At 67.7% G+C, this 14431-nt stretch carries 11 protein-coding genes; all 11 read left to right on the top strand.

Features of this window, described 5'->3' with window-relative positions:
* The first annotated feature begins 3 nt into the window (after window positions 1-3).
* From H7687_RS08735 to H7687_RS08685, 11 genes are read left to right on the top strand one after another with little or no spacing between them, the layout of a single operon-like run.
* Window positions 4-2016, top strand: coding sequence for a sulfatase (locus tag H7687_RS08735; protein ID WP_183346665.1), 2013 nt, complete (start codon window positions 4-6; stop codon window positions 2014-2016).
* The gene (locus H7687_RS08730) at window positions 2013-3359 is read left to right on the top strand and encodes an oligosaccharide flippase family protein (protein ID WP_183346664.1); all 1347 of its coding nucleotides are present in this window, start codon (window positions 2013-2015) and stop codon (window positions 3357-3359) included. The genes H7687_RS08735 and H7687_RS08730 overlap by 4 nt, the downstream gene beginning before the upstream one ends.
* Window positions 3340-4233, top strand: a complete 894-nt coding sequence (locus H7687_RS08725) for an AAC(3) family N-acetyltransferase (protein ID WP_183346663.1) — start codon at window positions 3340-3342, stop codon at window positions 4231-4233. Before H7687_RS08730 ends, H7687_RS08725 begins: the two co-directional genes overlap by 20 nt.
* The gene (locus tag H7687_RS08720) at window positions 4230-5144 is read left to right on the top strand and encodes a class I SAM-dependent methyltransferase (RefSeq protein WP_183346662.1); all 915 of its coding nucleotides are present in this window, start codon (window positions 4230-4232) and stop codon (window positions 5142-5144) included. The genes H7687_RS08725 and H7687_RS08720 overlap by 4 nt, the downstream gene beginning before the upstream one ends.
* Window positions 5145-5161: 17 nt before the next feature.
* Window positions 5162-6610, top strand: coding sequence for an SDR family NAD(P)-dependent oxidoreductase (locus H7687_RS08715; protein WP_183346661.1), 1449 nt, complete (start codon window positions 5162-5164; stop codon window positions 6608-6610).
* Between the two features lie 4 nt (window positions 6611-6614).
* A complete protein-coding gene (locus H7687_RS08710; protein ID WP_183346660.1) occupies window positions 6615-8489 on the top strand; it encodes an HAD-IIIC family phosphatase in 1875 nt (624 codons plus the stop codon).
* Window positions 8490-8504: 15 nt separating this feature from the next.
* Entirely contained in the window at window positions 8505-8759 is a 255-nt protein-coding gene (locus H7687_RS08705; protein WP_183346659.1) for an acyl carrier protein, read from the top strand.
* A complete protein-coding gene (locus tag H7687_RS08700; protein WP_183346658.1) occupies window positions 8753-10138 on the top strand; it encodes a polysaccharide deacetylase family protein in 1386 nt (461 codons plus the stop codon). Before H7687_RS08705 ends, H7687_RS08700 begins: the two co-directional genes overlap by 7 nt.
* A gap of 1 nt (window position 10139) precedes the next feature.
* On the top strand, window positions 10140-11468 hold the full coding sequence (locus H7687_RS08695; RefSeq protein ID WP_183346657.1) for a hypothetical protein: 1329 nt from the start codon (window positions 10140-10142) through the stop codon (window positions 11466-11468).
* Window positions 11456-13303, top strand: a complete 1848-nt coding sequence (gene asnB, locus H7687_RS08690) for an asparagine synthase (glutamine-hydrolyzing) (RefSeq protein ID WP_183346656.1) — start codon at window positions 11456-11458, stop codon at window positions 13301-13303. The genes H7687_RS08695 and asnB overlap by 13 nt, the downstream gene beginning before the upstream one ends.
* Entirely contained in the window at window positions 13300-14427 is a 1128-nt protein-coding gene (locus H7687_RS08685; RefSeq protein ID WP_183346655.1) for a glycosyltransferase family 4 protein, read from the top strand. The genes asnB and H7687_RS08685 overlap by 4 nt, the downstream gene beginning before the upstream one ends.
* The last annotated feature ends 4 nt before the right edge of the window (window positions 14428-14431 follow it).

Here is a 14431-nt window from a genome sequence, read left to right as displayed (position 1 = left end):
GTGTTGTCTCAGTCTCAGTCAAGTAGTGACGCCCGGAAGGGCGGCCGGGGAGCAGAAACCGGAGCGGCGGCGCAGGGGCAGCGGCTCGCCCTGGCCGTGTTCCAGCTCTGGAGCTTCGCCTTCCTGCTGCTTTTTTTCCCCATGGAGCTCCCGTATCGGCTCGGCTCGCTGCTTAACCTCTACACGGGACGCCAGATCGTTGTGGAGGGGCTCTTTCTGCTCACCGTCGCCGTGGCTGTTGCGTTGGCCCTGGCCGCGGCCGCCCTGATGGTGCTGCGTCTCGTGGCCCGATTGGTGGGCGTAGAGCGAGCGGCGGCGACGCTTTTCTACCTGAACCTCGCCGCGCTGGTGATCCTGCTTGTCAATGCCTGGGGTTTCTATGGCATCAAGTGGCTGAAGAACGTGCTCCCGCCTTACTTCATCATGGCGCGGCCGCTCAAACTCGGGCTATTCCTGCTCGGGGTGGCGGTCGGCGGGATCCTCTGCTGGAGAACGGTATTGATGGAGGCGGCGCGGGGCAGCATCCGGGCTGCTGCCGGCCGGGCCAGGCCGGTACTCCTCGTGCTGGTGTTGTCGCTTCCCGTGTTGGGAAGCGGCGCGGCCTGCTGGGGCTACCTTGTCGGCAGCGACGCGGCCGCTGCGCCGGTCGTCCCTGAGGTGGCGGCGGCCGGGGGGCGCAACATCATCGTGGTCACCTTCGACGCGCTGGCCGCCGGACACACCTCCTTGTACGGTTACGGCCGCAAGACCACCCCCAACCTGGACGCACTGGCCCGGGAGAGCCACCTTTACCGCAACATGTTCGCCAGCGGCAACTGGACTTCGGCAAGCCTCTCCAGCCTGATGACCGGGCGCTACGTGGCCCATTCATACCAGAAGATCGACCTTTTTTCCCGGCCCTTCCGGCAGAAGATGTCCCAGAGCCTGCCGGGGCTGCTGCGCGCCGCCGGCTACCGGACCGTCGCGGTGGTGGCCAACGCAGGGGCGGCCAAACCCGGTTCCATCCAGGTGGATGGCTTCGGCGAGCAGTACCTCTACAACGGCGACTCCTGCAGTGCAGGTGGCGCCCGCGATACGGGATGGCTCAATCGCGTCGGCATCCACGGCGGCTGGCTGCGCAGCATGGCCAACGATCAGTTGTTCTTCCTGCACTCCACCGGGATGCTGGACTCCCCTGGGAACTACGCGACGCCCCCGGAGCTCACGGTGCGCCAGGCGCTGCAGTCGGCCCGGCAGGGGGGGGCTCCTTTCTTCCTCTGGCTGCACCTGTACCCGCCGCACTCCCCTTACGTGGCGGGGAGCGACTTTTTGGGACGCGTGCTCTCAAGCGGCGACTACGACACCGCAGCCGAGCAGGAGAAGTTCATGGGACACTTCGACGGGCTGGCCGTGTACGGGGGGGACCAGCAGCAGCCGGCCATCGAGAAGATGGCCATGCGCTACGACGAGAACGTGATGTACGGCGACCACGCGCTGGGGGAATTCATCCGGGGACTGCGGGAACTGGGGCGTATGGAGGACTCGCTGCTCGTGGTGACGGCGGATCACGGAGAGATGTTCGAGAAGGGGTACCTGGGCCACGGCGGTCCCTTTCTCTACAACCCGGTGGTCAAGGTGCCGCTGCTGATCCGCGAGCCTGGGAGCGCCGTGGCGGCGCGGCATGACTTCCCGGTCAGTCACGTCGATATCGCTCCCACCCTGCTGGGCTTTGCCGGATTGAAGACACCGTCCGCCATGGTGGGGGAAGCGGTGCTGGGAGCCGCGCCGGCGGGGCGCACGCAGGCGAAGTACGTGATGACTTTCGAGGCGGACCGCAAGCAGGGGAGCAGCGGCTCGATCGCCATCGTCAGGGATGGGTTCAAACTGATCAGCTACCTCGGCACCGGCCGCTACGAGCTCTTCGACCTGGAGCGCGATCCATCCGAATCGGCGAACCTGGTTGAAAGGGAACCGGCCCGCTTTGGGGCGCTCAGGCGCGAACTGTCCGGGACGCTGGCCGGGCTGGGTGTGCAGTGATACAGGAGTCGCCCCTAAGGGCGCAGGGGATTGTCATTATTCGCAACGTCTGGCTGAAACTTAAGGCATCGAGCTACTGGAAAGATATCGCGTGGCTTGCTTCCGGGACCGTGCTGGCCCAGGTGGTGACCTTCGCCACCATGCCGCTGTTCACCCGGTTGTTCTCTCCCGCCGATTTCGCGGTGCAGAACCTCTTCTCGCAGATCGCCACCTTCGTGGCCGTGGCGGCTACCTACCGGCTGGAGTACTTCGTCCAACTCCCCAAGGACGAGGACGACTCCCTGTACCTGGTCCAGCTGGTCTGCCTGATGGGGCTTGGGGCGAGCCTCCTGCTGACGCCCCTTTTGTGGCTGTTTCGACAGCCGGTAGCCGCCTTCTGCGGCAGCGCGGGGCTCGCGCCGACCATGGCGCTCATCCCGGTTACGGCAGCGTGCATGTCGGTGGCGGTCGCCTTCCAGGGGCTGGCCCAAAGGCAGAGGGCGTTCCGGCGTTCGGGCGAGGCCGAGGTGGCCGGGAAGGCGGCCTATGCCCTCACCATCCTGGCCGGCTGGCTTCTGCTCCCCGGAGCCTTCGGCCTGGTGCTCGGCTGGCTGGGCGCCTCGCTGGGGAAGATGTTCTGGCTGTACCGGGAGAACCGCTGGCCCAGGTTCGGCGCCGGCGCCGATTTCAGGAGGGTGTTCGGGAACTACTTCAATCTGGGCGGCTCGCTCATGGTATCCCACGTGCTGCTCTCCTGCACCACGGCCATCCCCGCGATCTTCATCGCCAAGTACTACGGCGACCAGACGCTGGGGCAGTACGCGCTGGCCTACCAGGCGGTCTGCCTCCCCTCGTCGCTGCTGGGGGGGGCCATCGGCAACGTCTACTACCAGCGCGCCTCGGAATGCTGGGCGCGCGGCATGAGCTTCGACGACGTCTGGAGGACCACCGCCAAGAAACTGGTGCTGATCGGGCTGCCTGTGTACGCGGTCGCCATAGCGGTGCTCCCCTGGATCTTCCCGCTGGTCTTCGGGCAGAGCTGGGTCCCGGCCGGCAGGTACGCGGCCATCCTCGGCTTCAGCGCGTTCTTCTCGTTTGCCACCAGCCCGCTGGACAAGGCATGCCTCGTGGTCGGCGCCTGGTGGTACGTCCCGCTGTGGCACGCCGCGCGCACCGTGACCACCATCATGGTGGTGGCTGCCACCGCGCTGTTGAAGCTCGACATGACCGCGTTCCTGGTGCTGTTCTCGCTGCAGCAGACCGCGTTGTACCTGGTCGACTACTGGTCCGAGTGGAAGTTTTCCAAACTGACGTCGCCCCATTACCGCGAGGAAGGTGCCCAACTTGACGCTCACACTGCTTAAATACCGGCTGAGGTCCCTGCTCCCGGAGTTCCTGGTGCAGCGCATCAGCAAGAAGCTCAGAAAGAGGGAAGGGGCGCGGCGCAAGAAGGAGCGGGAGGCGCTGGTGCGCCGGCTGGGGACCTTCGACGCCAACGAGCTGGTCGAGACCCTGCACCGGGCCGGCGTAACGCAAGGTAGCATCCTCTTCGTGCAGAGCTCGTTCAACGACATGCCGACCTTCCGGGGCAACCCGCTCGACATCCTGAACGCGCTGCGCCGTGCCGTGGGTCCGGAAGGGACCCTGCTCATGCCGGCCTACACCAACAATATCTTCGAAACCCCGCCGCGGGACTTCCTGGTGGAGCGCGAGCCGACCTACACGGGAATCGTCAACGAGATGTTCCGCAGGAGCCCCGGCGTGCTGCGCAGCCTGCACCCCAGGCATTCCATCTGCGGGGCGGGGCCCATGGCCGAGGCGCTGCTGGGCGGGCACGAACGCTGCCTGCGGGCGGACGGGCCGGACTCCCCCTTCGACCGGCTGCGCCTGAGGCCGGACGCACGGATCCTGACCCTGGGGCTGCCGCCGGGCTACATCTCCTTCCTGCACTGGATCGAGGACTTCGAGCCGGAAAAACTTCCCTTCCGGGTGCACGACCCGGAGCCGCTGCTCTGCCGGGTGGTCCAGGCCGACGGCAGCGCGGTCGAGGTGGCCGACTGGCAGGTGGCGCAGGAAGTGGCGCCGCGCATGGACTACCGCGGGCTGGCCAGGAACCTTTCCCCGCAGGCGATGAACTTTTTCCAGCTGCGGGGCACCAGCATAGCTTTGTACCCGGTTGACCGCTTGTCGCAAGAGCTGGCGGCACTGCGAGATAGGGGGATCATACACTACCGATGAACGAGACCAGCCAAAACGCCAGCGACCGCCTGGTCGCCCTGATCCTCCAGCGCAAGCCGATGCACCGCAAGTTCCTGCAGGGCTCGCTGGCCGAATTGACCCAGAGCGAACGCGCCGCCGCGGAGCAGTACATCCGCTACCTGCTGCAGCAGGACGCCAGCTACGAAGAGCTGGCCGAGTGCTACCTCACCATCGTCCAGGACATGTTCCGGGAGGAAATGCACTTCAAGCAGACCGGCAAGTACCGCTGCGCCAGCTATGCCGAAGCCGCGGCCGCCGTCTACGACAACGGCGACTACATGCGCCGCTACATGATCGGTCTTGCGCTCTCCTCCTACTGGTGGATCAACCACATCCAGATGCTGCGCTTCTTCCAGAAGACCCTGCCTGCCACCCGCAGGGGTGTCTACCGCGAGGTCGGGCCCGGCCACGGCCTTTACTTCCTTGAGGCGATGCGCAGCTCCGGGTTCGATCGCTACGAAGGGGTCGACATCTCCGCGACCAGCGTGGCGCTCACCCAGGGCATCGTGGCCAGCGGCTACTTCGGCAGCTTCGACAAGGCGAGCATATGGCAGGGGGATTTCCTAAGCGAGCGCTTCGAGCGCCCGGCCGACGCTCTGGTGATGGGGGAGGTACTCGAGCACGTGGAGGAGCCGGAGCGCTTCCTGGAGGCCGCGCGCTCGGCGGTCGCCGATGACGCCTATGTCTTCCTGACCACCTGCATCAACTCCCCTGCCGTGGACCACATCTACAACCCGGAGACGCTGCAGGGGCTCGAGGCGCTCATTGACCGGGGGGGCTTCCGCGTGCTCGACTCCTGCGTGCTACCCAAGCAGGGATGCACCCTGGAGCAGTGCGCCCAGGACAGGCTCCCCATCAACGTGGCCTACGTGGTGGCCAAAAGGTCGTGAGGGAGGGGAGAGGGGATATGGGGCACTGCACCTTTAGCGCTGAAATGTCGCAGCTTTTCGCCCGCCTTTCCGGGGACTGCAACCCGATGCACCTGGACCAGGAGGCGGCGCGGCGCACATATTTCGGGCAGACCATCGTGCACGGCATCCACCTGCTGCTCCAGGGGTTGGAGCGTGTATGTTCCGGGAGCCCGGAGCTGGTGCCCAGGCAGGTGCGGGCGGCCTTTACCAAGCCGGTACCGACCGGCGCCACCGTGGAGTACCTCGTGCAGGGCGACGCGGCGACGGGAACCCTGCGACTGAACGGACTGTGCCAGGGAAACCAGGTCTTCCGGGCCCTGGTCCACCTGCAGCCCTCCGGTGCCGCCGCAGCAGCGCCGGGCGCGCAGGCAGCTCCCGCAGCAGCGGAGCTCCCCTGGGAGCTGGAAGCGTCTGAGCTGGAGGGGATGCAGGGCGAGGCGCGCCTGCCGCTTCCCGCGGCCGGGGAGGCTGCGCGGCTCTTCCCGGCACTGGCCTCCTCGTGGCCTGCGCAGTTTCTGCACGGCATGCTGGCCACCACCTACGTGGTCGGCATGCGTGCTCCGGGGCTGCACTCGGTGTTTTCTAACCTCGACATCAGCTTTGACTACGCCAGCGCCGCGCCGCAGCCGGAGCGGGTCAACTTCCGGGTGGTGCAGCTGCACCCCACCATCCGCCGCTGCGACGTCGAGGCCGATGGCGCCGGCTGGCGTGCGCAACTGCAGGCGTTCGTACGCCCCAAACCCTGCGCGCAGGCGGGGTACCGGGAGCTTGCCTCCCTGGTCGAGGCGGGGGCGTTTGCCGGGCAGCGCGCCCTGGTGGTGGGGGGGAGCCGGGGCATCGGGGAGGCAACGGCCAAGCTTTTGGCCGCCGGGGGTGCCGACGTGGTGCTCACCTACGCCAGGTCGGCGCGCAGCGCCGAGGCCGTTACCGCGGAGATTGTCGCCGGCGGGGGGAGGGCTCAGGCCGTCTCTTTCGAGGTGGAAAGCGAGGCGGACCCGGCCGCGCTGCTCCCGTCGGGGTGGCACCCCAGCCACCTGTACTACTTCGTCACCCCCCCCATCGCCGGTGACCGTTACGACTTCAACGCCGCCAACCTGGAGCGCTACCTTTTGTACTACGTGACGCTCTTCGCCCGGGTGCTCGACGCGCTAAGGCGGGAATCCGCGCAGCTGCGCCACGTGCTTTGGCCCTCGTCCGTGGCCGTCGAGGAGGTCCCCTCCGGGATGGTGGAGTACGCCATGGCCAAATCCGCCGGGGAACTGCTCTGCCAGGCCCTGATGCGGGGCAACCCCGACCTGACCATCGTCGCGCCGCGGCTGCCCCGGATCCGCACCGACCTCACCGCCAACCCGCTGGCCGCCGATGGTCTGGACGCGGCCCAGGTGATGCTGCCTATCCTCACCGCGATGGCGACCACCGGCCCAGATACCGCAGCAAAGGGGTGAACCGATGGCTGAACCGACACACATGCTGATGATGGCGAAGGAACACTGCAAGGCCGGGGAACACGCCCGGGCCCTGGAGGTGCTGCGCTCCCTGGCCAGCCGCCACGACCCGCTCCCCATGCAGGCTCAGTACGCCCGCCTCGCGCTCACCATCGCGCAAGGGCTGGAGGGGCTTCCGGTACTGCGGGTCGCCTTTCTGGCCGGCTCGACGCTGGACCACCTGGTGGGGGCGCTGCGCTTTTGGCTGTTGCTGGAAGGCTTCCGGCTCGAGCCCTACCTGGCCCCGTTCGACACCTGGCGCCAGGAGGCCGCCGACCCGAGCTCCGGGCTCTACTCGTTCCGCCCCGACCTGGTCTGGTTTTTCCTCACCGCCCGGGACCTGAAACTGGAGGCGCTCTGGGGGGACCAGCCGCAGCAGTGGCAGGAGGCAGCGGCGGGGAGGGCGGCGGAAGTGGCGACGCTGGCTCGGCAGGTGCTGGCGACGCTGCCGGCCACGGTGCTGGTGAACAACGCCGAAGCGAGCGCCACCCGCGTCCTGGGCAACTTCGAAGGCTCGGTCTCCTGGAGCGCGGCGTCGCTGCAGCGCCGCTACAACCTGGAACTGGCCCAGGCCCTGCCCGCCGGGGCCTCCGTCTTCGACCTCGAGCACCTGGCCAGCTGCTTCGGCCTGGAGCGATGGGAAGACCACCGCCTGTGGTGCCACTCCAAGCACCCGTTCTCCTTGGAGGCGCACGCCCCGGTCGCATTTGCCGGCGCCAAGCTTATCGCCGCCGCCAAGGGGAAAGCGCGCAAGTGTCTGGTGCTCGACCTCGACAACACCCTTTGGGGCGGGGTGGTCGGCGACGACGGCGTGGACGGCATCCGCGTCGGGCCTGATGCCGGGGCGGCGGGCGAGGCCTACGCGGCCTTCCAGGCCTTCGCCAAATCGCTCTCCCTGCGCGGCATCGCCCTTGCCGTCTGCAGCAAGAACGATCCCGATCTGGCCAGGGAACCGTTCCGCAGCCGGCAGGGGATGGCGCTCACCCTGGACGACTTCGCCGTGTTCCGCGCCAACTGGGACAACAAGGCCGACAACCTGCGCCAGATCGCCCGCGAGCTGAACCTGGGCCTGGAGGCACTGGTCTTTGTCGACGACAACCCAGCGGAACGCGCCCTGGTCCGGGCGGAGCTGCCGCAGGTGGCGGTCCCGGAACTTTCCGCCGACCCCGCCGACTACATGCGTGTCCTGGCCGAAGGCGCCTGGTTCGAGACCCTCACCTTCGTGGAGGAGGACAGAAGCCGCAGCCGGGCCTATCGCGATAACGCGGCCCGCAACGCCTGCCTGGCGCAGTCGAGCGACCTGGACGGCTACCTGCGCAGCCTCGAGATGCGCGCCTGCTGGGGAGACGCCGACCAGGCCCGGCTGTCCCGGCTGGCGCAGCTGGTGAACAAGACCAACCAGTTCCACCTCACCACCACGCGCTACTCCGAGCCGGAACTGACCGCCCTGTCCCTGGCCGACGATGCCTGGGTGGGCTGGTTTTCCCTGAGCGACCGTTTCGGCGACCACGGCGTTATCGCGGCGGTGGTGCTCAGGTTCCGCGGGCAGGCGGCGCTGGTCGACACCTGGACCATGAGCTGCCGCGTCTTCTCGCGCGGCATGGAGGATTTCATCTTCCTCAAGATCTGGGAGGTCGCGAAAGGTCGCGGCTGCACCCGCCTCGAGGGAGCCTTCCGCCCCACGCCCAAAAACGGCGTGGTGGCCACCCTGTACGACCGGCTGGGGGGATCCTCGGTGCAGCAGGACTGCGGGCAGGAAAGTCGCTGGCACTTCGATCTCGTCGCGCCCCCCCCGGACCTGACCCATTACATCGCCGACGCAAACGGCAGCGGCAACTAAACGGAGTAGACCGACATGAACACAGTTTGGAAAGAAAATGCACTGCAGGTGATCCAGGACATCTTCCGCAACCAGTTCTTCGACGACAGCCTGGCCATCACCGAGCACACCACACCCGCCGACATCGAGGAGTGGGACTCGCTGGCCCACGTCAACCTGCTGGCCTCCATCGAGAACGCCTTCAACATCCGCTTCACCGCGGACGACATGGCCAACATCGACTCTATAGCGGTGCTGCTCGCCACCATGGTCGAGCGGGGGGCATGCTGAAGCCGGCCCCGGACATATCCCTGCTGCGCCATGGCGGCATCGCCTATGCCTGGCACGAGCGGGCCTTCCTGAGCGAGCCCCAGGCACGCTACGCCCTGGAGCGGCTCTGGCAGCTGGTTGCCGGTTGCGCCGGGTGGCAGGGGGAGCCGGTGCTCACCTTTGCCGCCATCACAGCGGACCAGGTGCAGCAAGAGCTCGACCTGGCGCCGGGGGAACTCCCTTGGCTGGAGCTTGCCGCACTCCTGCCCCGGGGCGCCTCCTTGGGGCTGGACACCGGGCACCTCCCCGCCCTGTGCCGGATCGCGCCCGGCGCACCAGGCTGTGACGGCAGCGCCACCTTTCCGCTGGACCTGCCGGCCGCGCTCTTCATGGCGCTGACCCGGTGGGAGGAGGCCAACCGGCCGGTGCCGGACGCCTTCGGCTGCCACGACGAGCAAGCGACCCAATGCTACCGCCAGGGCTTCCTGGACCGCCCGGTCCTCGATGAATGGGCGCTGGTGCTGCGCAGCCGGGTCGAGGCCGCCTGCCCCGGTTGGCGTGCGCTCCCCCCCGCGGCCTCGTTCTGGATCAGCCACGACATCGACGTCCCCTGGTTCTACCGGGACCTCTCCCGGGTGGGACGCGGGGTGGCCAAGAGGCTGGTGCGCCAGCGCTCCCCGCTGGGCGCCTTGGGGCAACTGGTGTGCGGGCTCCGTTCGCTGCGCCGCCCCGAGCACGATCCCTGCTACCGGGGGGTACTGGACCTCATGGACCTGGACGAGTCCCTGGGCCAGAAGGGGACCTTCTTCTTCATGACCGCCCGCCCCGGCGGAGTGGACGAGGGGTACGACCTCGCCCACCCCCCCCTGCGCCGCCTCCTGGACCAGGTGCGCGAGCGGGGGCACGAGGTGGGGTGGCACATAGGCGAGTTGGCCTCGCGTGAGCCGGACGTCTTCCAGCGTGAGCGGGACCGTTTCTTCGAGATCTGCGGCGCCCACCCCTGCGGGGTGCGCCACCACTACCTGGCCTGGCGCGGCGCCCACTCCTGGCGCCGCATGGCCGACAGCGGCTTCAGCTACGATTCGAGCCTGGGCTACAACTACCGCCCCGGCGGCTTCCGCTGCGGTACCGCGCACCCCTTCCCGGTGTACGATGCTGCCGGGGAACGGGTGATGCCCCTGGTGGAGCGTCCGCTCATCGTCATGGACTCCCCGGTGATGCTCGCGGCCAGCCAGGACTCGCTGCCGGCCCAGGAGGAGGCGATCACCCGGATCCGGCGCCGCTGCGCCGCCACGGGGGGATGCTTCTCCATCCTGGTCCACAACACCTTCGACTGGTACTACCCGGGCGCCGCCGACTTCTTCGGCTCCTGGCTGCAACGGCAGGCGCAAGGTATCTGAGATGTTCGTGATTCTTTACTGCGCCACCTGGCTCGCCCTGATCGCGATCGTGCTCCGCAAACCCTGGATGGTGCTGCGTCCGACGGTGTGGGTCGCGCTGCTCATGACCGTGCACCTAAGCGGTGCCGCGGCCTTCGTCTCCGACGAGTACAACTACTTCGGGGCACCGAGGCTGTACGAGTTCGCCGCTCTGCCCGGGCTGCGGGTCGCGACGCTCCTGTTTCCGCTTTGCGTTCTCTGCTTCGCCCTGCTGACTCCGCTCCTCACGGTCCGGGCGCGCAGGATCTACCAGCGCTGCCGCGCGGTGAGCGTGGACCGCTGCGAACCGTGGCGGCAGCGGGAGCAGAAGCTGACCCTCTGGCTGGCGGGGGCGGCGCTGCTGATCGTGGCGCTCTACCTCGCCAAGGTGCCGCTGCAGACCACGGGGCTGTGGGCCAACCTGTTCGACCCTTTGAACAGCGAGGAGGCGCGGGAGAACTCGCTGACCCTGGTGGAGAGCCCGGTGGTCCGTTACGGCTACTCCTGGTACATGTCCACCATAGCCCCCGCCTGCGCCGGGCTGCTCTGGTTCTCGCGCCGGCTCACCAGGGGGCGCCTGGAGACCCTGCTGGTGCTGGCCCTGCTGGCCCTGATCGTGGTGAGCGTGATGCTGACCGGCGCCCGGTCCCCCGGCGGCAGCCTCATCATGAAGCTCGGCATCGGGTACCTCCTGCTCTACGGGGTCAGGCGCGGCGGGCAGGTGGTGGCGGTCGCGGCCTCCGGGGCGCTCGTGGTGGCGTCCCTGCTGACCATCGCCCGGGACAACATGATGAACAGCCTTTCCTTGGCCCTGCTCTGGTTCTACCTGCAGCACGGCATCTTCGAGAGGATCTTCATCTCCCCCTTTTCCACGGGGGTTTACACCAACCTCTACGCCCAGCACAGCGGACTTTTGGAGTACGCCAACATCAGGCCGCTCGCCTCGCTGTTCGGGGTCGAGCACCTGAACCTGGCCCAGGCGGTCGGCATGCGCTACGTGGCCGGCGCCACGGAGAACATCGGAATGAACACCTGCTTCCTGTTTGACTACCAGGCATCCTTCGGGCTGGTGCCGGGGTTCATCGTCGCCTTCTGCTCGCTGGTGCTCCTGGACCTGCTCATCCTGAGCTTCGCGAGGCTCAGGGGGGCGGCGCTGGTCGCCTTTTACGCCGTCTTCCTGGGGTCGCTGATGGCGCTCTCCTCGACCGCCTTCTTCGTCTCGCTTAACACCTCGGGCGTGCTGATCGTGGCCCTGGCCGCCTGGCTGGTCGGCGCCACCTACTACCGGAGAACAAGACCATGTGCGGCATAGCCGGCATCATCCATAAGAACGGGGCGCACGCCGACGCGCCCGGCATCGAGCGCATGCTCTCGGCCCTGGTGCACCGCGGCCCCGACGATGCGGGCACCTTCCTCGCGGGCAACCTGGCGCTCGGGCACCGCCGCCTCTCCATCCTCGACGTCTCCGAGGCTGGGCACCAGCCGATGCGCTACAAGGAGTACGTCATCGCCTACAACGGCGAGGTCTACAACTACCTGGAACTGCGCGAGGAGCTGGCCGGGCTGGGGCACCACTTCCTCACCGGCACCGATACCGAGGTGATCCTGCACGCCTACGAACAGTGGGGGGAAGGGTGCCTGGAGCGCTTCGAGGGGATGTGGGCTTTCGCCCTCTATGACGGCCGGGCCGGGCGCCTGTTCTGCTCGCGCGACCGCTTCGGCATCAAGCCGTTTTACTACTACGAGGACGACGAAAGGCTCCTGTTCGCCTCCGAGATCAAGGCGCTGCTCGCCGCCGGGGTGCCGTCCCTGGTGAACCGCGAGGTGCTGCTCACCTACCTCGTGGTCGGCTTCATCAACTACGGCGCGCAGACCTTCTTCTCCGGGGTGCACCAGTTGCTGCCGGGGCGCAACCTGCGCGTGGAGCTGTACTCTGGCCGGAGCACCATTGAGCGCTACTACGACCTCTCGGCGCAGAGCCGCCCCGGGGTCTCCCCCTCCGACTACATCGACTGCATCCGCAACTCGGTGCGGCTGCATCTGAGAAGCGACGTTCCGGTGGGTACCTGCCTCTCCGGTGGGCTGGACTCCTCGGTGGTGGCAGCCCTGGCGGCCCCGCTGTTCAGCGAGGCCGGGGGGGCGCGCAGCTTCGGCGCGGTCACCGCGGTGTCGCAGTCCAAGGAGAACGACGAAAGCGGCTATGCCCGGCAGGTGGCCGAGCACTGCCGCCTGGACTGGTACCCGGTGCAACCCACCTTCGAGGACTTCCAGCGCCACGTCGAGGACTGTCTCCTGGCGCAGGGGGAGCCGGTGGGTGGGCCGTCGCTGTTCATGCAGTACTGGGTTATGAAAAAAGCCCGGGAGGCGGGCTTCAAGGTGATGCTGGACGGCCAGGGGGGCGACGAGACCCTGCTCGGCTACGAGCGCTACTATCCCGGCTTCTTCCTGAACCTGGCCAAGCGGGGCAGGGTGCTGCGCCTTTGCTCCGAGTACCTGAAGGCATCGCGCAACTCCCGGCTTTCCCTTGCCGCGCTGACGAGCTACACGGTCTACTTCCTGGTCCTGCCGGTGCGGAAGCGGATCCTGGAGAAACGGGCCTCCTTCGTGAAAAAGGGGCTCCTCGACGGGATCTTCGAGGTGCTTAAGGCGCCGGCCCGCGCCTTCTTCAATCTGCGCTCGCTGCAGGACCTGGAGATCGGCACCTACCAGATGCCCAACCTGCTTCTCTACGAGGACCGCAACTCCATGGCCCATTCCATCGAGGCGCGCGTCCCCTACGTGGAGCGCAACTGCATCGAAACCGCGGTGTCCTTGGCGCCGGGGGACAAGATCCGCGACGGCTTCACCAAGCACCCCCTGCGCCTGTTGGCCGACGCGGTGCTGCCCCGTTCCGTCGCCTGGCGCACTAACAAGATCGGCTTCGAGGCACCCACCTCGCTCTGGCTTGGGCAGCACGCAACGCGTATGCAGAGCCTGGTGGACGACTCGCCCCTGATCCGCAGCATCTGCCAAGAGGTGCCGCGGCTTGAGTCGCTCTCCCTGGACCACAGGTGGCGGCTGTACAACATCGCGGTCTGGGAGCGCCAGTACCGGGTGAGCGACCAAGCGGCCCCTGTGGGCGCTGACAAGGGAGGTGTAGTGACATGAAAGTTGTGCACCTGACCAGCGCGCACGACAAAAGCGATTCCAGGATCTTCCTGAAGATGTGCCGTTCCCTGGCCCAGGCCGGCCTCGACGTGCACCTGGTCGTGCCCTGTCCGGAAGGGGAGCGCCGCGAGCTGCGCGACGGGGTGACCGTCCACCCGGTGCCGCTGCCCAAAAACCGCTACCATCGCAACACCACCACGGTGCGGCAGGTGCTGGAGGTCGCCGGTGGGCTTGGGGCGGACCTGTACCATTTCCACGACCCCGACTTCCTGCACCAGGCGCCCTCCTGGCAGCGCCGACTGCAGCGTCCCTTCGTCTACGACGCCCACGAGGACTACCGCGCCGCCATCTGCGACAAGGCCTGGATCCATCCCCTGTTGCGCAGCGCGGTCTCGCGCTATTTCGGCTTCGTGGAGGACCGCGCCGTGAAGCGGCTGGGGGGCGTGGTGGCCGCCACCCCGACCATCGCCGCCCGCTTCGCCCGCATGCCACGCGTCGAGACCATCTTCAACTATCCCCTGGCGCACGAACTGGCGACGCCGGGCGCCGGAGGGGAGCCGGGGCACTTCGTCTACATCGGCGACATCACCGCGGAGCGGGGGGTGCGCGAGATGGTGCGGGCGGTACCGCTGGCCGGGCCCCAGGCGCGCCTGCTGCTGGCGGGGAGGTTCAACTCGCAGGAACTGCACGAGGAGTGCCGCAGCTATCCGCAGTGGCAGCAGGTGGAGGAATGCGGCTTTCTGGACCGCAAGGGGGTGAGCGCGCTGCTCTCCCGCGCCTGCGCCGGTCTGGTGGTGCTGCACCCTCTGGACCGTTACCGGGTGTCGCTCCCCATCAAGCTGTTCGAGTACATGTCCTGCGGGCTCCCGGTGATCGCCTCGGACTTCCCGCTCTGGCGGGAAATCGTGCAGGGGGCGGGGTGCGGCCTGCTGGTGGACCCGCTCGACCCGGAGTCCATTGCCGCTGCCATGCGTTCGCTCGCCGAGCGCCCCGATGCAGCCCGGGCCATGGGAGAAAAGGGGAGGCAGGCGGTCCTCGCGCGCTACAACTGGGAATCCGAGATAACGAAGCTGCTGCGGTTTTACGACCAGGTCCGGGGTAGGTTCCCCGCGCAGGGCTGCTGACCAT

The sequence above is a fragment of the Geomonas paludis genome, assembly GCF_014193585.1.
GTDB lineage: Bacteria > Desulfobacterota > Desulfuromonadia > Geobacterales > Geobacteraceae > Geomonas > Geomonas paludis.
This window is presented reverse-complemented; position numbering and strand designations above follow the sequence as displayed.

Excerpts from the sequence above, each read along its gene's own strand:
- H7687_RS08720 (WP_183346662.1), top strand. The coding sequence starts at position 4,230 with ATGAACGAGACCAGCCAAAACGCCAGCGACCGCCTGGTCGCCCTGATC.
- H7687_RS08715 (WP_183346661.1), top strand. The coding sequence starts at position 5,162 with ATGGGGCACTGCACCTTTAGCGCTGAAATGTCGCAGCTTTTCGCCCGC.
- H7687_RS08710 (WP_183346660.1), top strand. The coding sequence starts at position 6,615 with ATGGCTGAACCGACACACATGCTGATGATGGCGAAGGAACACTGCAAG.
- H7687_RS08705 (WP_183346659.1), top strand. The coding sequence starts at position 8,505 with ATGAACACAGTTTGGAAAGAAAATGCACTGCAGGTGATCCAGGACATC.
- H7687_RS08700 (WP_183346658.1), top strand. The coding sequence starts at position 8,753 with ATGCTGAAGCCGGCCCCGGACATATCCCTGCTGCGCCATGGCGGCATC.
- H7687_RS08695 (WP_183346657.1), top strand. The coding sequence starts at position 10,140 with ATGTTCGTGATTCTTTACTGCGCCACCTGGCTCGCCCTGATCGCGATC.
- asnB (WP_183346656.1), top strand. The coding sequence starts at position 11,456 with ATGTGCGGCATAGCCGGCATCATCCATAAGAACGGGGCGCACGCCGAC.
- H7687_RS08685 (WP_183346655.1), top strand. The coding sequence starts at position 13,300 with ATGAAAGTTGTGCACCTGACCAGCGCGCACGACAAAAGCGATTCCAGG.